Annotated in this window: 18 protein-coding genes; 10 read left to right on the forward strand and 8 right to left on the reverse strand. The window is 71.5% G+C overall.

Annotation, left to right across the window (positions count from 1 at the left end; all coding sequences use genetic code 11):
• Positions 1-7: 7 nt before the first annotated feature.
• Positions 8-1,516, reverse strand: a complete 1,509-nt coding sequence (locus ABKA17_RS28065; protein WP_353695037.1) for a class I adenylate-forming enzyme family protein — start codon at positions 1,514-1,516, stop codon at positions 8-10.
• Between the two features lie 99 nt (positions 1,517-1,615).
• On the opposite strand from ABKA17_RS28065, the gene ABKA17_RS28070 reads away from it, so the two are divergent.
• The 4 genes from ABKA17_RS28070 to ABKA17_RS28085 all read left to right on the forward strand — a co-directional run bounded on the left by ABKA17_RS28070 (position 1,616) and on the right by ABKA17_RS28085 (position 5,795).
• Positions 1,616-2,812 (forward strand): amidohydrolase family protein, encoded by a 1,197-nt coding sequence (locus tag ABKA17_RS28070; protein WP_353695038.1) that lies wholly within the window; start codon positions 1,616-1,618, stop codon positions 2,810-2,812.
• Positions 2,812-3,945 carry an acyl-CoA dehydrogenase family protein gene (locus tag ABKA17_RS28075; RefSeq protein WP_353695039.1) on the forward strand — a complete coding sequence of 378 codons (1,134 nt, stop codon included), beginning with the start codon at positions 2,812-2,814 and terminating at the stop codon, positions 3,943-3,945. The genes ABKA17_RS28070 and ABKA17_RS28075 overlap by 1 nt, the downstream gene beginning before the upstream one ends.
• Position 3,946: 1 nt before the next feature.
• Positions 3,947-4,813, forward strand: a complete 867-nt coding sequence (locus ABKA17_RS28080; RefSeq protein ID WP_353695040.1) for an acyl-CoA dehydrogenase family protein — start codon at positions 3,947-3,949, stop codon at positions 4,811-4,813.
• Between the two features lie 493 nt (positions 4,814-5,306).
• Positions 5,307-5,795: an ATP-binding protein gene (locus tag ABKA17_RS28085; RefSeq protein ID WP_353695041.1), complete on the forward strand. Its 489-nt coding sequence runs from the start codon at positions 5,307-5,309 to the stop codon at positions 5,793-5,795.
• 374 nt (positions 5,796-6,169) lie between these two features.
• Here the strand turns inward: ABKA17_RS28085 and ABKA17_RS28090 are convergent, their stop codons facing one another.
• Positions 6,170-7,105, reverse strand: coding sequence for a cyclase family protein (locus tag ABKA17_RS28090; protein WP_353695042.1), 936 nt, complete (start codon positions 7,103-7,105; stop codon positions 6,170-6,172).
• Positions 7,106-7,189: 84 nt separating this feature from the next.
• Between ABKA17_RS28090 and ABKA17_RS28095 the strand changes: the two genes are divergently transcribed.
• The 4 genes from ABKA17_RS28095 to ABKA17_RS28110 all read left to right on the forward strand — a co-directional run bounded on the left by ABKA17_RS28095 (position 7,190) and on the right by ABKA17_RS28110 (position 11,757).
• The gene (locus tag ABKA17_RS28095) at positions 7,190-8,095 is read left to right on the forward strand and encodes an SDR family oxidoreductase (protein ID WP_353695043.1); all 906 of its coding nucleotides are present in this window, start codon (positions 7,190-7,192) and stop codon (positions 8,093-8,095) included.
• Positions 8,096-8,203: 108 nt separating this feature from the next.
• On the forward strand, positions 8,204-9,355 hold the full coding sequence (locus tag ABKA17_RS28100; RefSeq protein WP_353695044.1) for an acyl-CoA dehydrogenase family protein: 1,152 nt from the start codon (positions 8,204-8,206) through the stop codon (positions 9,353-9,355).
• Positions 9,355-10,404, forward strand: a complete 1,050-nt coding sequence (locus tag ABKA17_RS28105; protein ID WP_353695045.1) for a Zn-dependent alcohol dehydrogenase — start codon at positions 9,355-9,357, stop codon at positions 10,402-10,404. The genes ABKA17_RS28100 and ABKA17_RS28105 overlap by 1 nt, the downstream gene beginning before the upstream one ends.
• 111 nt (positions 10,405-10,515) lie before the next feature.
• Positions 10,516-11,757, forward strand: a complete 1,242-nt coding sequence (locus ABKA17_RS28110; RefSeq protein WP_353695046.1) for an MFS transporter — start codon at positions 10,516-10,518, stop codon at positions 11,755-11,757.
• Here the strand turns inward: ABKA17_RS28110 and ABKA17_RS28115 are convergent.
• Positions 11,668-12,684, reverse strand: coding sequence for a GlxA family transcriptional regulator (locus ABKA17_RS28115; protein ID WP_353695047.1), 1,017 nt, complete (start codon positions 12,682-12,684; stop codon positions 11,668-11,670). The genes ABKA17_RS28110 and ABKA17_RS28115 overlap by 90 nt on opposite strands.
• 71 nt (positions 12,685-12,755) lie before the next feature.
• Here ABKA17_RS28115 and ABKA17_RS28120 point away from each other — a divergent pair, with 71 nt between their 5' ends.
• Positions 12,756-14,060 (forward strand): MFS transporter, encoded by a 1,305-nt coding sequence (locus tag ABKA17_RS28120; protein ID WP_353695048.1) that lies wholly within the window; start codon positions 12,756-12,758, stop codon positions 14,058-14,060.
• A gap of 57 nt (positions 14,061-14,117) precedes the next feature.
• Here the strand turns inward: ABKA17_RS28120 and ABKA17_RS28125 are convergent, their stop codons facing one another.
• Positions 14,118-15,521, reverse strand: a complete 1,404-nt coding sequence (locus ABKA17_RS28125) for an AAA family ATPase (protein ID WP_353695358.1) — start codon at positions 15,519-15,521, stop codon at positions 14,118-14,120.
• Positions 15,522-15,764: 243 nt separating this feature from the next.
• Entirely contained in the window at positions 15,765-16,382 is a 618-nt protein-coding gene (locus ABKA17_RS28130) for a flavin reductase family protein (RefSeq protein WP_353695049.1), read from the reverse strand.
• An 82-nt stretch (positions 16,383-16,464) separates the two neighbouring features.
• Between ABKA17_RS28130 and ABKA17_RS28135 the strand changes: the two genes are divergently transcribed.
• On the forward strand, positions 16,465-17,367 hold the full coding sequence (locus tag ABKA17_RS28135) for a hypothetical protein (protein WP_353695050.1): 903 nt from the start codon (positions 16,465-16,467) through the stop codon (positions 17,365-17,367).
• On the opposite strand, the gene ABKA17_RS28140 is transcribed toward ABKA17_RS28135, so the two are convergent.
• The 3 genes from ABKA17_RS28140 to ABKA17_RS28150 all read right to left on the reverse strand — a co-directional run bounded on the left by ABKA17_RS28140 (position 17,354) and on the right by ABKA17_RS28150 (position 22,039).
• Complete coding sequence (locus tag ABKA17_RS28140) at positions 17,354-18,187, reverse strand: enoyl-CoA hydratase/isomerase family protein (RefSeq protein WP_353695051.1); 834 nt, start codon at positions 18,185-18,187, stop codon at positions 17,354-17,356. The genes ABKA17_RS28135 and ABKA17_RS28140 overlap by 14 nt on opposite strands.
• The gene (locus ABKA17_RS28145; protein ID WP_353695052.1) at positions 18,187-20,412 is read right to left on the reverse strand and encodes an acetate--CoA ligase family protein; all 2,226 of its coding nucleotides are present in this window, start codon (positions 20,410-20,412) and stop codon (positions 18,187-18,189) included. The genes ABKA17_RS28140 and ABKA17_RS28145 overlap by 1 nt, the downstream gene beginning before the upstream one ends.
• 142 nt (positions 20,413-20,554) lie before the next feature.
• Positions 20,555-22,039 carry a flavin monoamine oxidase family protein gene (locus ABKA17_RS28150; RefSeq protein ID WP_353695053.1) on the reverse strand — a complete coding sequence of 495 codons (1,485 nt, stop codon included), beginning with the start codon at positions 22,037-22,039 and terminating at the stop codon, positions 20,555-20,557.
• Positions 22,040-22,060 lie beyond the last annotated feature (21 nt).

Consider the following 22,060-nt stretch of genomic DNA (forward strand, 5'->3'; position numbering starts at 1 on the left):
CGGCCCCTTACTTCACCGTCTCCGAGAAGCGCTCCCGGAGCTTGTACTTCAGTACCTTCCTGAGCGTCTCGTTGCGCGGGAGGGCGTCCACCACCTCCAGCTGCTCCGGCAGCTTGTGGACCGACAGCCCTTCCGCGCGGAGGTGGGCGACCAGTGCCTCCAGGGTCAACTCCGCGGCGCCGGGCGGCTGTTCCACCACCGCGCACACCCGCTCCCCGCGCTCCTGGTCCGGCAGCCCGATCACCGCCACGTCGCCGACCGCCGGGTGCGCGGCCAGCAGGTCCTCGATCTCCTTCGCGGAGATGTTCTCGCCCTTGCGGATGATCACGTCCTTGAGGCGGCCCGTGAGGACGAGGTGCCCGGTGCCGGTCAGATGTCCCAGGTCGCCCGTGCGCAGGAAGCCCTGCTCGTCGAAGGCCTCCGCCGTCTGACCCGCGTCCAGGTACCCCTGGCAGACCGCCTCCCCGCGCAACCGCACCTCCCCGTCCACGATCCGTATCTCCATCCCCTCCGGGGGCCGGCCCTCGGTCGTCGCGAGGTTCTCCACGGTGTCGTCCGGCGACCCCATGGTGATCATCGGCACCTCGGTCATGCCGTATCCGTGCGTGAGCTGGACCCGCATCTCCCGTACGACGGAGTGGTACACCTCCGGCGGCTTCGGCGCCCCGCCGCCCGCCAGGAGCCGCAGGGTCGGTATCACCTTTTCCTCCGGCCGCTTCCGCTGCTCCGCCAGGAACATCGAGTAGAACGCCGTCGACCCGCCCGCCACCGTCACCCCGTGCCTGCGGTACTCCTCCAGCGCGTCCGGCAGCGCGAACTGCTCGAACATCACCGCCGGGAAGCCGTACAGCAGCAGCATCACCGTGTAGTCGGGGCCCGCGATGTGGGCGTACGGGAAGGCCATCGAGCCCACGTCGTCGGGCCTCAGACGCAGCGCGTGGGCGAGGCAGGAGCCGCCCGCGATCAAGGAACGGTCCGTGTGCAGTACGCCCTTGGGGTCGGAGGTGGTGCCCGAGGTCCAGTAGATCCAGCGGACCGAGGTGCCCTCGGAGGGAGGGGCGGGCAGCAGGTCCGGGTCGCCGTCGGGGAGGTGGTCGTACGCCTCGAAGACGCCCTTCGCGCCCAGTCGGCGGGCCATGCCCGGGTAGTCGTAGCCCTTCCACTCGCCCGGTACCGCGAAGTACTCCGCCTTCGACTCCCGCAGTGCGAAGCCGACTTCGCGGTCCCGGTAGAAGGGGATGATCGGCGACTGCACCGCGCCCAGGCGGGCCAGCGCGAAGGAGAGCACCGCCGTCTCGATGCGGGTGGGCAGCTGCCAGGCGACGACGGTGCCGGGGCGTACGCCCATGTCGTACAGGCCCGCCGCCACCCGCTCGGCACGCGCGCGCAGCTCGCCGAAGCTCAGGGAGCGGTCGTCCTGGAGGAGGACCGGGCGGTCGGGGGTGAGGTCGGCGCGGCGGGCGACCAGTTCCCAGAGGGTGCGGGAGGAGCTCAGGGAGTGCGGGCTCTCGTTCACGTGTGCCCCCTGCTTGGCTGACGACTCGTCAGGTGACATGCTATCTGACGATCCATCAGATAGTGCCTGTCAGGTGAACACCGTCCGGCGGAGGGGATCATGCCGACCGAACTGCCCCGCATCATCAGCGTCGACGATCATGTGATCGAGCCCGCGCACCTGTTCAAGACCTGGCTGCCCGCCAAGTACCGGGAGCGGGGACCGCAGCCGCTCACCGCCGGGATCGGTGAACTCGCCTACGTCGGCGGCAAGTACCAGATCACGATGGACCCGGACGGTCCCCCCACCGACTGGTGGATCTACGAGGACCTGAAGTTCCCGTACAAGCGCAACATCGCCGCCGTCGGCTTCGACCGCGACGAGATGACCCTGGAGGGGATCACCCGCGAGGAGATGCGGCGGGGATGCTGGGATCCCGTCGCACGCCTCAAGGACATGGACCTCAACCACGTCGAGGGCTCGCTGTGCTTCCCCACCTTCCCGCGCTTCTGCGGCCAGACCTTCGCCGAGGCGCACGACAAGGAGGTCGCCCTCGCCTGCGTGCGCGCCTACAACGACTGGATGGTCGAGGAGTGGTGCGGGGACAGCGGCGGACGCCTCATCCCGCTGTGCCTGATCCCTTTGTGGGACGTGGAGTTGGCGGTCGCCGAGATCCGGCGGAACGCGGCGCGCGGCGTGCGGGCAGTGACCTTCTCCGAGATCCCCACCTACCTCGGTCTGCCGTCCATCCACTCCGGCTACTGGGACCCGTTCTTCGCGGCCTGCCAGGAGACCGGGACCGTGGTGAACATGCACATCGGGTCGTCCTCCCAGATGCCCGCCGCCTCCCCCGACGCCCCGCCCGCCGTCCAGGCCTCGCTCAGCTTCAACAACGCCATGGCCTCGATGATGGACTTCCTGTTCAGCGGGGTGCTCGTGAAGTTCCCGACGCTCAAACTCGCCTACAGCGAGGGCCAGATGGGCTGGATCCCGTACGCCCTCGAACGCGCCGACGACGTGTGGGAGGAGCACCGGGCCTGGGGCGGGGTGCGCGACATCGTCCCCGAGCCGCCGTCGACGTACTACTACCGGCAGATGTTCTGCTGCTTCTTCCGCGACAAGCACGGGGTGGCGTCCCTGGACGTCGTCGGCCGGGACAACGCCACCTTCGAGACCGACTACCCGCACGTCGACTCGACCTTCCCGCACACCAAGGAGGTCGCCCTCGACCATGTGAAGGGCCTCGACGACGAGACCGTCCACAAGCTGATGCGGGGCAACGCCATCCGCATGCTCGGTCTGGACCTCGACAAGTAATGGACCTGTCGTACACCCCCGAAGAGGAGGAGTTCCGGGCGCTGTTGAGGCAGTGGCTGGGCCGCGTGCTGCCCACGCTCCCCGCCAAGCCGTCCCCCGACGACTGGCCCGGGCGGCGCGCCTACGACATGGGCTGGCAGCGGATGCTGTACGACGCCGGGTACGCGGACGTGCACTGGGACGCCTCACCGACCCTGCGGCTGATCTTCCTGGAGGAGACCGAGAAGGCCGGCGCGCCCTATGTGGGCGCCGGGTTCGTCGGGCTGCTGCACGCCGGGCCCACGATCGCCGCCGAGGGGACCGAGGAGCAGCGGGCGCGCTGGCTGCCGCCGATCCTGCGCGGGGAGGAGGTCTGGTGCCAGGGGTTCAGCGAACCGGACGCCGGGTCCGACCTCGCGGCACTGCGGACACGCGCGCGCAGGGAGGGCGACGAGTACGTGGTGAGCGGGTCCAAGATCTGGACCTCGCACGCCGAAGTGGCCGACTGGTGCGAGCTGTTGGTGCGGACCGACCCGAAGGCTGCGAAGCACAAGGGCATCACCTGGCTCGCCATGCCCATGGACGCGCCGGGGATCACGGTACGGCCGCTGAAGACCCTCGCCGGGTCGGCCGAGTTCGCCGAGGTGTTCCTCGACGAGGTGCGGGTGCCGGTCGGCAACCGGGTCGGGGACGAGAACGACGGCTGGCGCGTGACCATGGTGACGCTGTCCTTCGAGCGCGGCACCGCCTTCGTCGGCGAAGTGGTCGCGTGCAGGCGCGTGTTGCGTGACCTCGCCGCCGAGGCGCGCAAGAACGGGCGGTGGGACGAACCGGAGGTCGGACGGCGGCTCGGGCGGCTCAACGCCGAGTTCCGGGCCCTGTGGCGGCTCACCCAGTGGAACGTGAGCGAGGCGGAGGCCTCCGGGGGAGTGCCCGGCGTCGGGGGTTCGGTTTTCAAACTGAGCTACTCGCACGCACGGCAGGAGCTCTACGACACCGCCGCCGACGTCCTCGGCCCCGACGCCCTGGACCTGGACCGGTCGTGGGTCCTCGACCGGCTCTCCTCGCTGTCGTACACCATCGCCGCGGGTACCTCGCAGATCCAGCAAAACATCGTGGCCGAGCGGATTCTGGGGCTGCCGAAAGGATCCTGAGGTGCGCTTTCAACTCACTGAAGATCAGCGGGCGTTGCGGGACGGCGTCCGGGAGATGCTGGCCCGGCGCTTCGACGGGCAGGCGCTGCGGGCGGCCGTCGAGGTCCCGGGGCGTCTGGACCGGGCGCTGTGGCGGGAGCTCGGGGCGGCCGGGTTCTTCGCGTTGCGGCTGCCGGAGGCGGACGGCGGGGTCGGACTCGGGGTGCCCGAGGCGGTGTTGGCCTTCGAGGAGGCGGGGCGCGCCCTGTTGCCGGGCCCGTTGGTGGCCACCCAGCTCGCGGCGGGGTCGGTGCCCGGGGCGGCCGACGGGTCGGTGGTGGTGGCAGCCGTCGACGGCACGCTGGTGGAGTGGCTGGACGCCGCCGACGTCGTACGCGGGGACACCGCCGGCGCCGTACCCCTGAGGTCGGTCGATCCGCTGACGCCCCTGCACCGGGTGCCCGGGGTCGCCGCCACCGACCCCGTCGCCGTGCTCCTCACCGCCGCCGAGCAGCTCGGTACGGCCACGCGCGTGTGCGAGCTGGCGGTGCAACACGCCCGGACCCGCGAGCAGTTCGGCAAGCCGATCGGGGCGTTCCAGGCCGTGAAGCACCTCTGCGCACAGCTGCTGGTGCGGGCCGAGGTGGCCCGGGCGGCGGTCTACGCGGCCGCCGTCACCGAGGACCCCGGCGACATCGCCGCCGCCCGGCTGCTCGCCGACGAGGCCGCCGTGCGGGGCGCCCGCGACTGCCTCCAGATACACGGCGGCATGGGCTTCACCTGGGAGTCCGAGGTGCATCTGCATCTGAAGCGGGCGTGGGTGCGGGCGCAGCGTGGCGGTGGTCGTACGGAGAGTGAGGAGCTGCTCGCGGCCGAACTGACGGCCTGACAGGTGCTGGGCTGGGGAGTCTTCGAGGCGCGCCCCGTGAATGTCGCGGATTGTGGCATACCGGAATTACGGAGCGTTGATATCGGGTTGTGTCCTATGCGTGACCCGTCACGTCCTGGAGTCGGCGCGTCGCTCCGGTACCTTCTGTGGGATGCGAGTGGTTCCGAGCGCCAGCGATGCCGGTGTTGCCTCTGCGGCGGCTCCGGATGCGGCGATGCGCGCCACTTCTCGCAGGGTCGGCGGGCTGTGGGCCTCCACCTGTTCGACTCCCCGCAATGAGCGTCGCACAGTATGCCACCGGGGTACTCCTTCGCGCTGGAATATGCCCGAAGCGCTTGTTGAGGTGACTGTACGTCAACCATGCTGTCTCGTAAGGGACTCACGTTCTGTGACCCCGGCTTTGGCCATTGTTCTGGCCATGCAAAAAATGGCTACGATCGTGGCCCTCGTGAGGCGCGAGGCTATGTGTCTGCCGGTTCGGATGGTGTGAGCGGTGCAGGTGCTTCAAGTGCAGCTGGAGATCCGGCCCGACCCCGCGGAGGTGGGGCGAGCCCGGCGGTGGGCCCGCTCGCGGCTCGCCGGGTCCGGGATAGAGGCCGACGAGCCGCTCGCCGAGACCCTGATCCTGCTCGTGTCCGAACTGGTCACCAACGCCGTGGTGCACACCGGCCGACCGGCCGTGCTGCGGCTGTCGCTGCCCGGCGCCGCGACCGAACAGGCCACCGTCCGCCTCGAGGTGGCCGACGCCAGCGGCCGCGCCCCCGTGCCCCGCTGTGTCGACGGTGACGCGACGGGCGGCCGCGGACTCGCCCTGGTCGACGGCCTCGCCGACCGGTGGGGCTGGAGCCCCGAAGGGGCCGGCAAGCGCATCTGGTGCGAACTCGACCGCTGCGCGGCCCGGGGCCAGGAGGGTGCGGCGTCCTTCGGCGGCGGCGCCTCGGCGTTCGAGGGGTACGAGGGGCTGGCGTACGAGGCCGTCTGAGGACGCCTGAGTTTGTCTGCGGCCGCGTGACCGGTGCACGGTCGCACGGTGACCTGGCCGTCCAGGCCGGTCGAGAGGTGGTGCGCCGTGATGTGCTTCCGCGCGCGCCCATCACAAATGGTGCGTAAGTAATAAATCATCGAACGGGTGTTGACGCCACGTGTCCGTTTGCTCACGCTTGTGGTCAGCGATTCGCCGTGAGGGGACGACGAGGGTTCCGGTGACGGGAGCCCTCGGCGAGTGTGGGTCGTGATTCGGCGTCGGCTTCCTTCGGGGCCAAGTGGAGTCGGGGCGGGTACGCCGGAGTCGGACGGCGGCGCACGATGCCGCACTCGGGGTGGGCGTTGGAGCGCCGCCGTCCTGCCTTGCCCGTGTCAGAGAATGGCGACCGGCGCCACCGGAGTCCCCGTCGCGCCGACGAACGGTTCGGGCATGGCCGACAGCAGGAACGTGTAGCGGCCCTCTTCTCCACAGGCTGTGGACAACTCTTCGAGATTCCAGTTCTGGCCCTGGAGCATCCCCATCTCCACCAGGTCGAGCGCGTGTACGGGCAGCCACAGGTCCTCGATCTCGGGCGGGAAGATCTCGAAGGTCAACGTGTCGTTCGCGACCGCCGCGACATCGCGCGCGTGGAACCACTCCGGCGTACGGACCGACAGACCCGGCGACGGATAGCCGTACGCGTGCTTGTCGCCGGCCAGATATACCTGCACCTGCCCGGTCCGTACGAGCACGATGTCGCCGGCCCGCACGCGCGTGCCCGCGAGTTCCTCGGCCGCCTCCAGATCCTCCGGCGTGACGGCGTGCGACCCGTCCAGCCGGGCCGTGCCGTGGGCGCGCGCCACGTCCAGCAGGACCCCGCGCGAGACGACGTGCCGTGCCTTGTCGATCCCGCTGAACTCGGCGCCGCCGTGCGGGGTGATGGAACCGGCCGGACGGCCGTTGTAGAGCCTGCCCGAGTGCGAGACATGGGTGAGCGCGTCCCAGTGGGTGGCCGCCTGAAGCCCCATGGTCACGGCGTCGTCGCTGCACGCGACCGTGCCGGGGCCGAAGATCTCCTGGTTGATCTGCACCATGGCGTGCAGCGGGTTGACCCGGCCCGGTATCAGCCCGGTCTGCACGCCGTCCTCCCTCAGCGGGAGGGCCAGGGGCACGCGGCGGCCGGTCCTGACCTCGGCCGCGGCCTGGCGCACCACCTCGTCGGTGATCAGGTTGAGCGTGCCGATCTCGTCGTCGGCGCCCCAACGACCCCAGTTGTTCACGCGCTTGGCGAGGTCGTGAAACGCCGGATGCATCGCGGGCTGTGGCATCGGTGCTCCCCGGGGCTTGTCTACGGGTATCTGACGGGTCATAAAATCTAACGGTCCGTCAGAAACCGCGGGAAGGGGCCGGGCGTGGGGAACTTCTTGGCAGGCAAGGTGATCGCCGTGACCGGGGCGGGGCGAGGGATCGGACGGGCGGTCGCGCTCTGCGCGGCGGCCGAGGGAGCGTCCGTCGTCGTCAACGACTACGGGGTGTCCGTGGACGGTGGGTCGCCGACCAGCGAGGTCGCCGAGGCCGTCGTCAAGGAGATCTCGTCGGCCGGCGGGGAAGCCGTCGCCGTGGCCGACGACGTCTCGACGATGGCGGGCGGGCAGCGGGTCGTCGACGTGGCGCTGTCGTCGTACGGGCGGCTCGACGGGGTGGTGTGCGTCGCCGGGATCCTGCGCGAACGGATGCTGTTCAACATGACCGAGGAGGAGTGGGACCCGGTGGTCGCCACGCACCTCAAGGGCACGTTCACCGTGTTCCGGGCGGCTTCCGCGGTGATGCGGCGACAGCGGAGCGGGACGTTGATCGGGTTCACCAGCGGGAACCATCAGGGGTCCGTCTCGCAGGCCAACTACAGCGCCGCGAAGGGCGGGATCATCTCGCTGGTGCGGAGCGCCGCGCTGGGCCTGAACAAGTACGGAGTGACCGCGAACGCGGTCGCGCCGGTGGCTCGTACGCGGATGTCGGCGGGGGTGCCGATGTCGTTGGCGGAGATCGGGGAGCCGGAGGATGTGGCCGCGCTCGTCGTGTATCTGCTGTCGGAGCGGGCTCGGGAGGTGACCGGGCAGGTGTACACGGTCGCGGGGCCGAAGATCGCGGTGTGGGCTCAGCCGAGAGAGCTGCGCTCGGCCTACGCGGAGGGTTCCTGGACGCCGGAGCGGATCGCGGAGTTCTTGCCGGGGTCGGTGGGGGTGGATCCGATGCCGATGCTGGAGCGGGTGGCTGCGATGGAGAGGGCCGCGCGTGAAGGGGAACGTCCTAACGCCTAGTGGGGTGCGTGGATCTGTGAGTTGGCGGCTGCGGGTTCGTTGTGGCTTGTCGCGCAGTTCCCCGCGCCCCTAGGTGACTCCAGTCAGCGGTGTTCAGAGGAGAGGTCCATGGACTTCGGGTTCACTGGCGAGGACGAGGCGTTCCGGGCGGGGGCGCGGGCATGGCTCGGTGAGCATGCCTCCGTCGGGCTTGAGCGGCGTGCCTGGGAGCGCACGCTCGGGAAGGCCGGGTGGATCGGGCTTGGGTGGCCTGAGGGCGGGTTCGGGAATCGGACCGCGAGCCTTACCCAACAGGTCGCCTGGGCCGAGGAATACGTGCGGTCCGGTGCGCCTCCGCGGTCCGGGCACATCGGGGAGAATCTGCTGGCCCCCACCCTGCTCGCGCATGGCACCGCTGAGCAGAAGGCGCGGTTCCTTCCCGCCATCGCCGCCGGAGACGAACTGTGGTGTCAGGGGTACAGCGAGCCCGGGGCGGGCTCGGACCTCGCGGGGATCCGGACGAAGGCCGAGCGGGGCGCGGACGGTACGTATCGCGTCACCGGGCAGAAGATCTGGACCTCGCTCGCCCATGAGGCGGACTGGTGTTTTGTGCTCGCTCGGACCGAGGTCGGTTCGCGGCGGCATCGTGGGTTGAGTTTTCTGCTCGTTCCCATGGATCAGCCGGGGCGGATCGAGGTGCGGCCGATTCGGCAGATGACCGGGACCAGTGAGTTCAACGAGGTGTTCTTCGACGGGGCCCACGCGCGTAGGGAGGATGTCGTCGGGGGAGCGGGGAACGGCTGGGCGGTCGCGATGAGTCTGCTCGGGTTCGAGCGGGGGGTGTCCACGCTCGCCCAGCAGGTCGGGTTCGCACAGGAGTTGGGGCGGGTCGTGCGGGCGGCCGTCGACAGTGGGACGGTGGCGGATCCCGTCGTACGGGACCGGCTGGTCCGGCAGTGGGCCGAGCTGCGGGTGATGCGGTGGAACGCCCTGCGCACGCTCGGGGGTTCGGGGGACGCCGGTGCCTCCAGTGTCGCCAAGCTGCTGTGGGGCGGGTGGCATCAGCGGCTCGGGGAGCTGGCCGTGCAGGTGCGGGGCGTGGCGGCGGGTGTGGGGCCCGATGACTGGTCGGCCTCGGCGCCGTACGAACTCGACGTGTTTCAGCATCTGTTCCTGTTCTCCCGGGCCGACACGATCTACGGCGGCTCGGACCAGGTGCAGCGCACGATCATCGCCGAGCGGGTGCTCGGGCTGCCGAAGGAACCGAAGGGGGTTGTGTGATGCGCGGCGTGGTGTTCGACGGAAAGCGGGTCGAGGTCGTCGACGACCTGGAGGTACGGGGGCCGGGGCCGGGGGAGGTGCTGGTCGCGATCTCGGCGGCGGGGCTGTGCCACAGCGATCTGTCCGTGGTGGACGGGACCATCCCGTTCCCCGTGCCCGTGGTGCTGGGGCACGAGGGGGCCGGGGTCGTCGAGGCCGTGGGGGAGGGCGTCTCGCATGTCTCGCCGGGGGACCATGTGTCGCTGTCCACGCTGGCCGCCTGCGGCACCTGCGCCGACTGCGACCGGGGGCGGCCCACCATGTGCCGGAAGGCCGTCGGACGGCCCGGGCAGCCCTTCTCGCTGGGTGGGCGGCCGGTCTTCCAGTTCGCCTCCAACTCCGCCTTCGCGGAACGGACCGTGGTGAAGGCCGTGCAGGCGGTACGCATCCCGAAGGACATCCCCCTGCCGTCCGCCGCGCTCATCGGGTGCGGGGTGCTGACCGGGGTCGGGGCCGTGCTGAACCGGGCCAGGGTGGATCGCGGCGACAGTGTCGTGGTGATCGGGACCGGCGGGATCGGGCTCAACGTCCTTCAGGGGGCCCGGATCGCGGGGGCGCTGCGGATCGTCGCCGTCGACGCCAATCCGGCCAAGGAGGGGGTGGCGCGGCAGTTCGGGGCGACCGACTTCCTGACCTCGGTGGAAGGGGTGCGGGAGCTGTTGCCGACGGGTGCGGACCATGTCTTCGAGTGCGTCGGGCGGGTGGAGCTCGTACGGCAGGCCGTCGATCTGCTGGACCGGCACGGACAGGCGGTGCTGCTCGGGATGCCCGCCGCCGGGGCGGAGGCGTCCTTCGTCGTGGCGTCCATGTTCCTGGACAAGTCGATCCTGGGGTGCCGTTACGGCTCCTCGCGGCCGCAACGGGACATCGCGCTGTACGCCGAGCTGTACCGGCAAGGGCGGCTGCTGCTGGACGAGTTGGTCACGCAGACGTATCCGGTCGAGGAGTTCGAGCGGGCGGCGGCGGACGCGGAGGCGGGGAAGGTGGCCCGGGGGGTGCTGACGTTCTGAGGGGCGGCGGGCGGCCGGCGGGGGTGGTGGGCAGGGGTCGGTGGGGAGGGTTATCCACAGGCCCGGAAAACAAGTGCCGTGTTGTCGGTGCCGCCGCCTACGGTCGTTCGCATGACCTATCGCGACGTCGCCTCCAAGTCGGTGCTGATCTGGGCCGGTACGGCCGTCGGCTCCCGTATGCCCGTCGCCATGGCCCCGTTGGCACTGGTCTTCCTGGTGCGGGAGCGGCCCGGTGGGTACACGCTGGGGGCGGCGCTCGCGGCGGCCTATGTGATCGGCGAGATCGTCGGTGCGCCGGTACTCGGGATGCGGCTGGATCCCGCGCGGGGGCGTCGGCATCTGGCCCTCGGGCTGGCGGTCGGGACGGTGGGGTTCGCGGGGCTCGGGGTGGTGCCGGGCGCGCCGTCCGTGGTGTTGGGGGTGTTCGCCTTCGTGGCGGGGTTCGCGCCGGGGGCGGTCACCGGTGGGCTGCGGACGCTGCTGACCTCGCTGGTTCCGGAACGTGCCGTGGCGCAGGCGCTGTCCGCCGAGTCGATGCTGATGTCCGGGGTGTGGGCCGTGTCGCCGGTCGCGGTCGCCGGGCTCGCCCTCGGGTTGGCGCCGCGTGCGCCGCTGCTGCTGGCGGGCGCCCTCATGGCGTCCTCGGTTGCGGGGCTGTGGCTGCTGCCCGCCCGTTGGGAGCAGGAAGGGGAGACGGGTCGGGCCGGCCTCCGCGTGCTGATACGCGCCTGGCCGGTGTACGTCACCGGCGCCGCCAGCCTCACCCTGCTGGGCCTCGCCGAACTCACCCTGCCCGCCCTCCTCGAACAGCGCGGCATCGGCGTCGGCTGGACCGGCCCCATGCTGGCCGGCATGGCCGTGGCGGCGGGACTCGGGGCGTTTCTGTACGGGCTGCGGGCGTGGCCGGGCCGACTGCGTACCCGCAGCGTGGTGCTGATGGGCGGCATGTCGGCGTTCGTGGCCCTCGCCGCGCTGATACCGGGCGCCGCCGGGATCGCGGTGGCCCTGGCGCTCGCGGGCACGCTCCAGTCGGGTGCGCTGATCACCCGCAACCTCTCCCTTCGGGAGGCTGTGCCGCCGGGTGCCATGGCCGCCGGGTACTCCGTGATGTACGCGGCGGCGGGGGCGGGTTACGCGGCGACGGGCTCCCTTGCCGGTGGGCTGCTTCAGGTGGTGTCCCCGTCCACGGCCATCCTGGCCGGCGTGGCGCTGGGGCTGCTGCTGACGGCGCTCGGGTGGTGGGGAGAGCGGCGGCGGGACGGCTCAGGCGCTGATCGGAGCAACGGGGTTGCCGGTCCTCGCGCGGAAGGTGCGCCGGTAGCTGGTCGGGGTGACGCCGAGCGCCGTCTGTAGGTGCTGGCGCATCGACTGGGCCGTGCCGAAGCCGGCGTCCCGTGCCACCTGGTCGACGGACAGGTCGGAGGACTCCAGGAGCTGCCGGGCGCGCTCCACCCGCTGCTGGGTGAGCCACTGGCCGGGGCTGACGCCGACCTCCTCGCGGAAGCGGCGCGTGAAGGTCCGTACGGACATGGCCTCCTGCTCGGCCATGTCCCGCAGCTGGATCGGCTCGTGCAGCCGGTCCAGCGCCCAGGCGCGGGCCGTGGTCGTGGTGGCCAGCTGCGGCTCGGGCACCGGACGCTGGATGAACTGTGCCTGTCCGCCCTCGCGGTGCGGCGGTACGACCGTGCGGCGGGCCACGGCGTTGGCGACGGCGGTGCCGTGGTCGCGGCGCAGCATGTGCAGGCACAGGTCGACCCCGGCGGCGACGCCCGCGGAGGTCAGGACGTCGCCGTCGTCGACGTACAGGACGTCCGCGTCGACCTTGATCCGCGGGAAGAGCCGCTGGAGGCGCTCGGCGTCGGCCCAGTGCGTGGTGGCGGGGCGGCCGTCGAGGGCGCCGGCGGCGGCGAGGACGTAGACGCCCGTGCAGATGGAGGCGAGCCGGGTGCCGGGGCGGATGTGGGCGAGGGCCGAGGCCAGTTCGGGCGTGAGGACGCCCTCGTCGTACACCGGGCCGAACTCATAGGAGGCGGGGACGATCACGGTGTCGGCGGTGGCCAGGGTCTCCGGGCCGTTCGGGACCAGGATCTCGAAGTCGGAGTCGGTGCGGACCGGGCCGGCCGGCCGGATCGAGCAGGTGACGACCTCGTACAGAGGCCGCCCCTCGGCGTCCCTCGGGCGACCGAAGATGCGGTGCGGGATGCCCAGCTCGAAGGGGAGCAGGCCGTCCATGGCGAGGACGACGACGCGGTGCGGGCGGAACTCCGGCTCACCGCTCATGGCCCGATCCTAGCGAATGCTGTCCTTCGGGCCACTCGATGCGGTGGGATCCGGCCGCGATGCTCTATGACGTGACTCAGACGACAGAGGCCGCAGCGGCCGCCCAGGACACCCCGCGCCCGAGAAAGCCGCGTATCCACCGGGCGTGGTTCGTCGCCGCCGTCACCTTCGTGACGATCATCGGCGCGGCCGCCTTCCGGTCGCTTCCCGGGCTGCTCATCGACCCGCTGCACGAGGACTTCGGCTGGTCGCGGGGCACCATCAGCGCCGCCGTCTCCATCAACCTCGCCCTGTACGGGCTCACCGCCCCGTTCGCGGCCGCGCTGATGGACCGCTTCGGCATCCGCCGGGTCGTCGCCGTCGCGCTGACCGTGATCGCGGTCGGGTCGGGGCTGACGGTGTGGATGACGGCGGCCTGGCAGCTGATGCTGTACTGGGGTCTCCTGGTCGGCCTCGGGTCGGGATCGATGGCGCTGGCGTTCGCGGCGACCGTCACCAACCGCTGGTTCACCGAGCGGCGCGGCCTGGTCACCGGCATCCTGACCGCCGCCTCCGCCTCCGGCCAGCTGATCTTCCTGCCGGTGCTGTCCTGGATGGTGGAGAAGCACGACTGGCGCCCGGCGGCCGTCACCGTCGCCCTCGCCGCCCTCACGGTCGTCCCCTTCGTCTGGCTGCTGCTGCGCGACCACCCCGCCGACGTGGGCCTGAAGCCGTACGGGTCGAAGGAGTTCGTACCCAAGCCGGAGCCCGTGCCGGGCGCCGCCCGCCGCGCGGTCACCGTGCTGTTCAAAGCGGCCCGCACCGGCCCGTTCTGGCTGCTCGCCGGCACCTTCGCGATCTGCGGCGCCTCCACCAACGGCCTGATCCAGACCCACTTCGTGCCCGCCGCCCACGACGCGCACATGCCGGTCCAGGCGGCGGCCTCGCTGCTCGCGGTCATCGGCGTCTTCGACGTCGTCGGCACGATCGCCTCCGGCTGGTTCACCGACCGCTTCGACGCGCGCCGCCTGCTCGCGATGTACTACGCGCTGCGCGGCATCTCGCTGCTCTTCCTGCCGATGCTGCTGGCGCCCAGCGTCCATCCGCCGATGCTCTTCTTCATCGTCTTCTACGGCCTGGACTGGGTCGCCACCGTCCCGCCCACCGTGGCGCTGTGCCGGGAGCAGTACGGCGAGGACAGCGCGATCGTCTTCGGCTGGGTGCTGGCCTCGCACCAGGTCGGGGCGGCGCTGGTGGCCTTCCTCGGCGGTGTGGCGCGGGACGCCTTCGGGTCGTACGACATGGTCTGGTACTTCTCCGGGGCGCTGTGCGCGGCGGCGGCGCTGATGGCGCTGGTGATCCGGCGGAAGCCGACTCCTGCGGTGGGCCTGGCGTAGCGGCGATGTGACGGTGTTCGGCTGCGGCACCGTCGTGGCCGACACTGCCCGACCCGCTCAGACGAGGAATCCTGTCGGCATCGCCCGCCCGTACAACTCGGCGAGACCGATCAGCAGGACCCCGCCGCGTGCCGCCTCGGTCCGCAGGGCCTCGCTGAAACCCGCCGCGCTGAAGCACGCCAGCCCGCAGTGCGAGGTGTCGACGCCCCGAGCGGAGAGCAGCTCTCTGGCTCGGGCCAGGCGCTCCAGGTGGGCGGTGCCCATGACCGTGCCCCACTTCACCTCGCCCAGGAGGGAGACCGAGGAACGGCTTCCGCCGGATCCCCGCTCGACGACGGCCACGTCGACCTGGATCTGGCGGCGGTTCTTCGAGTCGGTCACGACGCCGCTGCCCACTTCGCCGAGGGACGTGCTCAGCAGCGACCGTCCAGGACCCAGTACGTACTCACGGCACACCGCCTCGAAGTGCGGACCCGCCACCTGCGCCGCGAACCGCTCTGCGGCCTGTGCCCACACCTCCGCCGCCTGGCCGCTCTCCAGCCGGGGCCATGCGGGGCGCATGACGGCCTCGTAGAAGTTGATCAGCGGCTCGGTGATGCGGTACTGCGATTTCCCGGCCCGGAAGACATCGGCCTCCCGGGCCAGCAGATGACTGTCCTCCAGCACGTTGAGGGGGTGGGAGATGTCGACGGACTTCCTGCCGATGTAGCCCGCGATCCCGCCCCGAGTCGTGTTGCCCTGTGCGACGGCGGCCAGCACGGAGTGGTAGAGCGCCGTGTCGCGGATGTCCGCCTCCTCGGCGAGCAGATAGCGCGCTTCGCGGAACAGCGGGCTGTACGGGGAGAGGACCGTCCGGCAGACCCAGTCGTCGAAGTCCTCCAGGCCCGTGGGGACATCGTCGGCCAGGAACTGGCGACGGTAGGCGGGGGTGCCGCCGACGACGGCGTGCAGCCGGGCGGCGAGCGCGGGAGCGGACGTCACCCCCCAGAAGTCCGCCGCCGCCCGGTATCCGAACGGCCTGACGACGAGTTCGAGCTGGGCCCGGCCCCGTAGCGGCGCGGTGCTGGCCAGCAGGCCGCCCATGACTGACATCGCCGATCCGCACAGGAGCAGCCGCGCGCGGCTCTCCTCCACTTGGAAGCGGTCGATCTCGCGTTGGATGAGTGAGGGGAGCTCGGGAGCCACCTTGGCGAGATAGGGAAACTCGTCGATGACGATCAGGAAGTGGTTGTCGGCCCCCGTCGGATCACCGGGAGCCCGCTGCCCGGGAGCGGCGAGCCCGAAGAGGTATGACATCGCGTGGTCCCAGGTGGCGAAGGCGAAGGGCACCGGGGAACCGGCATGCTCGGCCAGCGCGGCGCCGAACTGACGGAGGGACTCCGCCTCGGTCCCGGCCGTGGCCCCGAAGTAGAAGCCCCCGTACTGCTCGACGAGTGCCCTCAGCAGGTAGGTCTTGCCCATACGCCGCCTGCCGCTGACGATCCCGAGCATGGCGTGCGGCGCGGGACGGCTCGCGAAAGCGGTGAGCGCTTCCCATTCGGGGGCGCGGTCGAAGACCCGTGGTGGCTTGGGGGGCTTTGCGTGGTGCACCGGCGCTCCTTAGGACTGTACTTCTTAGTAGTGCAGTCCTAACGAGGATATCCCGCGCGAGTGCTTCGTCCACCGGCCCGGAAGAGGCGCAGGTCACGCAAGAGCGGATAACGACTAAAGAAACCGCCCCTTGTGGAACAGCAGGGGTGCCCGGTCCTCGTCGTCCGTCGCGCCCAGGGCGTCCACCCGTCCCACCACGACGAGGTGGTCGCCGCCGGTGTGCACCGCGTGGATCGTGCAGTCGATCCACGCGAGCGTGTCCGCGAGGCGCGGTGCGCCGGAGACGGGCGCGGCGTCGTAGGCCACTCCGGCGAACTTGTCCGCGCCGCTCACCGCGAAGCCCCGGCACAGCTCGCCCTGGTGGGCGGCGAGGACGTTGACGCAGAAGACCCCGGCGCGGGCGATGCGCGGCCAGGTCGTCGACGTACGGCCGACCATGAAGGCGACCAGCGGCGGGTCGAGGGAGAGGGAGGAGAAGGACTGGCAGGCGAAACCGGCGGGGCCGGCGGGGCCGTCCTGGGCGCCCTCGCCTTCGGCGGCGGGTGCCGTGATCACGGCCACGCCCGTCGCGAAGCTCCCCAGCACCCGCCGGAACTCGGCCTGTCCGACCGGCGCGCGCTCGCCCTCGCGGACGCAGCGCAGCTCGGGGCGGGGCAGCGCCTCCACGGGCGCCGCCCGGCCGGCCGACCGGAGATAGCGGACGGCGGCCTCGGCCATGCCTGCTTGTCCCATCACATCCCTCATTGAAGCTGACGGTGCGTCAGATGGGAAGGGGTGCGGGGAGGCGGGGCGGGCGGCTGCGTACGCTGCGCGCATGGGGTGGGAAGACAGTGGCTGGAAGTGGCCCGAGGTGCACGCGGCGGCGGCGACCGCGGCGGCGCAGGTTCCGGTGCTCGGGTTGATCGCGTGGGTGGGGACCTTCGGCGACGACGACTACGGCAGGGGTCTGGGCGGCGGTCTCGCCGGCGCCTTCTTCCTGCTGCTCCTGATCGTGCTGCCCGTCCTCGCGACCCTGTACGCGGCTCTCTTCACGATGCCGGTGACCGTCTTCGCGCGCGTGGCGGCGCGGCGCGCGGGCGGCCCGCGGTGGCTGTGGGCGCTGCTGGGCGTGGCCCTGCTGAGCGTGGTCTGGTCGGCCGTCTTCAGGGCCGCATCGCTTCAAGTCGTCCTGTACGTCGCCGGGTTCGCCCTGCTCCCCCTCCTGGCCGTCGGTCACGTACGCCGCCGGGCGCGGGCCGAGCGGCGGACGTGGGGGCTCCTCGGCGTGTGGTTCCGTTCCGCCTGCGCCACCGTCGGCCTGTGTGTGCTGGTCCTCGTCGGCGCGGGCGTGGCCACGGCCGCCGGGCTGATCAGGGAGTACGAGCCTCCCGTGCTGTCCGCCCGGCAGCTCACCGGCGTCTGGCGCGGCGACGACGGCGCCGCGCTGACCCTGCGCCCCGACGGACGGGCCGAACTCACCGCACTGCCCGCCCGGTCCGGCGGCTGGGACTACGACCGGTGCGACGGCACCGGCACCTGGAGCCTGGACCGGGAGGGCCGAGAGGACCCCTACGCCGAGGACGGTCCCGAGGAGCGGGACGGTGTCGTCGTACGGCTGGACGGCGAGTGCGGGAGGACGACGTACTGGACGATCGGCGGAACGGTGGCCGACCCCGAGTTGTTCGTGCTGTTCGGGGATCCGGACGGCGGGGAGCTCTGGATCCTCACCGGCCCCTGAACTCCGGGCTCCTGCGCTCCACGAAACTCGCCACCCCCTCCTGGGCGTCCGCGGTCGTCATGTTGATCTCCTGTGCGGCGGCCTCCGCGGCGAACGCGGTGGTGCGGTCGGTGTCTAGGGAGGCGTTGACGAGCTGTTTGGTCAGGGCGAGGGCGCGGGTGGGGCCGGTGGCGAGCCGGGCCGCCCACTCGGCGGCGGTCTTCGCCAACTCCCCGTCCGGCACGACCCGGTTGACCAGGCCCAGCCGCTCGGCGTCGGAAGCGGTGAGCGCGTCGCCGAAGAACATCAGCTCCTTCGCCCGCTGCGGACCGATCAGACGGGGCAGCAGATACGCGCCGCCGCCGTCCGGCACCAGACCGCGCCGGACGAACACCTCGATGAAACGGGCCGATTCCGCCGCCAGGACCAGGTCGCAGGCGAACGCGAGGTGCGCGCCGATGCCCGCCGCGGTGCCGTTCACCGCGGCGATCACCGGTTTCTCGCAGTCGAGGACGGCCGCGATCAGCCGCTGGGCGCCGAGCCGGATCGTACGGGCCACGTCACCGGGGACCCGGTCGCCCGTCGCGGCCGAGCCGCGCAGATCCGCGCCCGCGCAGAACCCCCGGCCGGTGCCGGTCAGCACCACGGCCCGTACGTCCGGGTCACCGGAGGCTTCGCCGAGCCACGCGATGAGGTGGTCCCGGTGCTCGGGGGCGAGGGCGTTGAGGGCCTCGGGCCGGTCGAGCGTGAGGTGCAGGACGTGGTCGCGGGTCTCCTGCCGTACCCCCACCGGCGCCACCAACGGCACACCGCTCTCCTGCCGTGCCCCTTCCCGCGCCATCAACGGCACACCGCCAGCGCGTCCAGCGCCACGGCACCCTGGCCGCGCGGCAGCACCATCAGCGGGTTGATGTCCAACTCGGCCAGCTCGTCCCCGAGTTCCAGCGCCATCCGCTGCACCCGCAGGACGACCTCGACGAGCGCGTCCAGATCCGCCGGTGGACGCCCCCTGACCCCGTCCAGCAGGGCCCGCCCGCGCAGTTCCCCGCACATGTCCCGGGCCTGTTCCTCCCCGAAGGGCGGTACGCGTACGGCGGTGTCGCGCAGCACCTCGACCAGGACCCCGCCGAGGCCCACCGTCACGGTCGGTCCGAAGAGCTCGTCGTGGGTGACGCCGACGACCATCTCGACGCCCCGCTCGACCATCTGGCAGACCAGCACGCCGTCCAGGGAGACGCCCTCGTAGCGGGCGATGTCGGTCAGCTCCCGGTAGGCGTCCCGGACCTGGCTGGCGGAGGTGAGGCCGATCTTCACCAGGCCCAGCTCGGTCTTGTGGGCGATCTGCGCGCCGGACGCCTTCATCACCACCGGGTAGCCCACCAGTCCCGCAGCCCGGACGGCCGCCGCCGCGCTGGTCACCAGCTGCTCGCGCGGCACCCGGATGCCGTACGCCCGCAGCAGCTGCTTCGCCGCGTGCTCGCTGAGCTGCTGGCCCGGCCGCATCAGGGCCTGTGCCTTGCGGTAGGAGGGGGACGGGGTGCGCGGGGCCTCGTCGAGCGGGGAGCGGTAGCCCGCGACGAAGCGGTGGTGGTCGAGATAGGCGCGGACCGCGGTGACGCAGTTGCGGGCCGTGCGGAAGGTGGCCACCCGGGAGGAGCCGAGCAGTACCTCGCGGTACGCCGGTTCGGTGCCGACCGGGGAGCCCCAGACCACGCAGACCAGCTTGTCCGTGCGCTCGGCCGCGTCCACCAGGTCCTGGACCAGCTTGTCGCTGAGGGGTGGGAAGGGGCCGGTGACCGGGCAGATCAGCACGCCGACCGAGGGGTCGTCGAGGATGGCGTCGATGATCTTCCGGCCGCGTTCGTCGCCGACCGGGTGGCCGCCGTTGTCGACGGGGTTGGCCACGTTCAGGTATTCGGGTATCCACTGGTGCAGCTCGGCCTGCTTGGCGGCTGTGAGCGTGGGCAGCCTCAGGCCCGCCCCCGTCGCCAGGTCGGCGAAGTGCGCTCCGGTGCCGCCCGAGATGGAGTAGACGACGACCCCGTCGGCCTGCGGCGGGCGGGCGCGGGCCAACAGGGCGGCCGTGTCCTGGAGTTCGTCGAGACCGTCGACCCGGATCACGCCGTACTGCCGCATCGCCGCGTCCACCACCGCGTCCGCGCCGGTCAGTTTGCCGGTGTGGGAGGCGGCCGTGCGGGCGCCGGTCTCGGTGCGGCCCACCTTGACCGCGACCACCGGCACCTTGCGGCGGGCGGCCCGGTCGGCGGCGAGGAGGAAGGAGCGGCCGTCCTTCAGGCCCTCCACGTAGCAGGCGATCGCGCCGACCTCGGGCCGCTCGGCGAAGTACGAGAGGAAGTCGGCGGTCTCCAGGTCGGCCTCGTTGCCGGTCGGCGCCCAGTGGGTGAGGCGGATTCCGAGTTCCTGGAGGGCGAAGACCGGGCGGCCCTGGTGCCCGGACTGGGTGATCAGAGCGATTCCCGGTCCTTCGAGGTCGTCGCGGAACCGCTCGAAGGCGTTGAGGTTGGTGTTGGGCCCGAGCAGCCGCATCCCGGACCGCCGTACGGCCGTGGCCAGTCGGGCCTGTGCGGCCGCGCCCGCCTCGCCGGTCTCCGCGAAGCCGGAGGCGAAGACGACCGCGAACCTCACCTTGGCCTCGGCCAGTTCCTCGATCACCGGCAGCGGATCGGAGACCAGCAGGACGGCGAGGTCGACCTGTTCGGGCAGGTCGGCGACGGACGGTACGCAGGGGATGCCGAAGACGGACGGCCGGCTGGGATGCACCGGGTGCAGCCGGGCCCCGACGCGTTCGGCCCAGTCGAGGAGCTGGCGGGTGACGCCGGTGTTCGGGCGCCCCTCGGTGTCCGAGGCGCCGATGACCGCGACCGACTCCGGCCGGAAGAAGCGGTCCAGATCGGGGACGTCGCCGTACAGCGGGCGGCCGCTGACGTCGAGGTCGTCGACGTCGGCCGGCCTGCCGTGGACGGCGGGCCCGGGTTGCTCGCCGCAAGCGATGACCCGGGCCCGGCGGGAGTCGGTGGTGAGGGTGCCGTGGGTTGATCCAAGCATCGGTCCGCCCGCTCCTGTGTGACAGCGATTAACTGACGCAGTGTCAGATTAAAGGAACTGACGCTGTGTCAGGAATGGCTGTGCACACAAAGTTGGGCAGGACCGTCCACCGGGTCGGCGAGAAGGCCCGCCTCGGCACCGCTCACAGCACCGCCACGACCTCCTTCGCCACCCGCTCGCCCGACCGCACCGCACCGTCCATGAACCCCATCCAGTGGATGGAGGTCTCCGTGCCGGCCCAGTGGATGCCGCCGACCGGGGCGCGCAGAGCCGGGCCGTACTGGGTCAGGACGCCGGGCGCGGCGATGGAGACCGGGCCACCGCGGGTGTAGGCCTCGTTGTTCCAGCGTTGCAGGACGAACGAGGTGGGGGAGGCCGCTTTCGCGCCGAAGTACGTCGTGTAGTCCTTCAGGACGGCCGCCTTGACCTCCGCCTCGCTCGCCCCGTCGTACTTGCGGGCCTCGTCGGCCTCGATGAAGCCCATCAGCGCGCCGTAGGACGCGTCGGGCGGGGAGTTGTCGAACGTGGAGCTCACCACGCCGGTGTCGCTGACCACCTGGCCGTTGAGACCGTCGGCACGCCAGAACGGGGTGTCGTAGATCGCGATCGCCTTGCCGACCGAGGCCATCGGCAGACGCTGGGTGAGCTGGTCCCGGGCGGCCGGAAGCAGCGGGTCGTAGGTGATGCGGGCGGCGATAGGCGGGGGTACGGCGACGACGACCTTCTTCGCGGTGACGGTGGTGCCATCGGCCGTGACGACGTACTTGGCGCCGGACTTGGCGATGGAGCGCACCGGGGCGTTGAGTACCACCCGGTCGCCGAGGGTGGCGGCGAGTTTGATCGGCACCAGCTGGGAGCCGCCGACGAAACGCAGCTCCTGGGCGCCGTTCGCGGTCTCGGTGAGCCGCTCCAGGGTGCCGACGTTGGTCTCGTTGCCGGCGGCAGCGATGTAGAAGAGCACGAACAGGAAGGACAGTTCGCGGGGTTCGGCCGAGAAGATCGATGTGCAGGCCACGTCGAAGAGGAACTTCGCCGACGGGATCACGGCGTTGGCGCGCAGCCAGGTCTCGAAGGTCTGGCGGTCCCATTCGTCGGCCTTCGCCGCGGTCCAGGGCGCGTCGACGGGTATCTGCTTGGCCAGGTCGTCCAGGGTGGCCTGCACGATCGCGGCGTTGGCGAGACCGGCCGCGTCGATGGGAGGGACCGAGCCGAGCAGACCGTCGGTGGCGTACGCGGTCTTCTTGCCGTCCTTGTAGAGGAGGTTCTTGCCGGTGTTGTAGGTCGCGAAGGTCTCCACGCCGAGAGAGTCGGCGAGCGCCTTCATACGGTCCTGGGTCGGGCCGATGAACTCGCCGCCGCCCTCGGTGACCCCGCCGTTGGCGAGGGAGAGGTTGACGACCCGGCCGCCGACGCGGTTCCGGGCCTCCAGGACGATCACGGACTTGCCGGCCGCCACCAGGTCGCGGGCGGCCGTGAGCCCGGCGAGCCCGGCGCCGACGACGACCACGTCGGCCTCACGGGTGGCCGCGGCGGCGGGCGAGGCGGCGGTGCCGGTCAGGGTGACGGCGCCGGCCGCGGCGGCACCGCCCAGCAGGGAGCGGCGGGAGAGCTGTCTTTCGCGTGCCACGTGCATCCTCCGTCGGGAGCG

It is taken from the genome of Streptomyces sp. RG80, from assembly GCF_040446465.1.
In the GTDB taxonomy this organism is placed as follows: domain Bacteria; phylum Actinomycetota; class Actinomycetes; order Streptomycetales; family Streptomycetaceae; genus Streptomyces.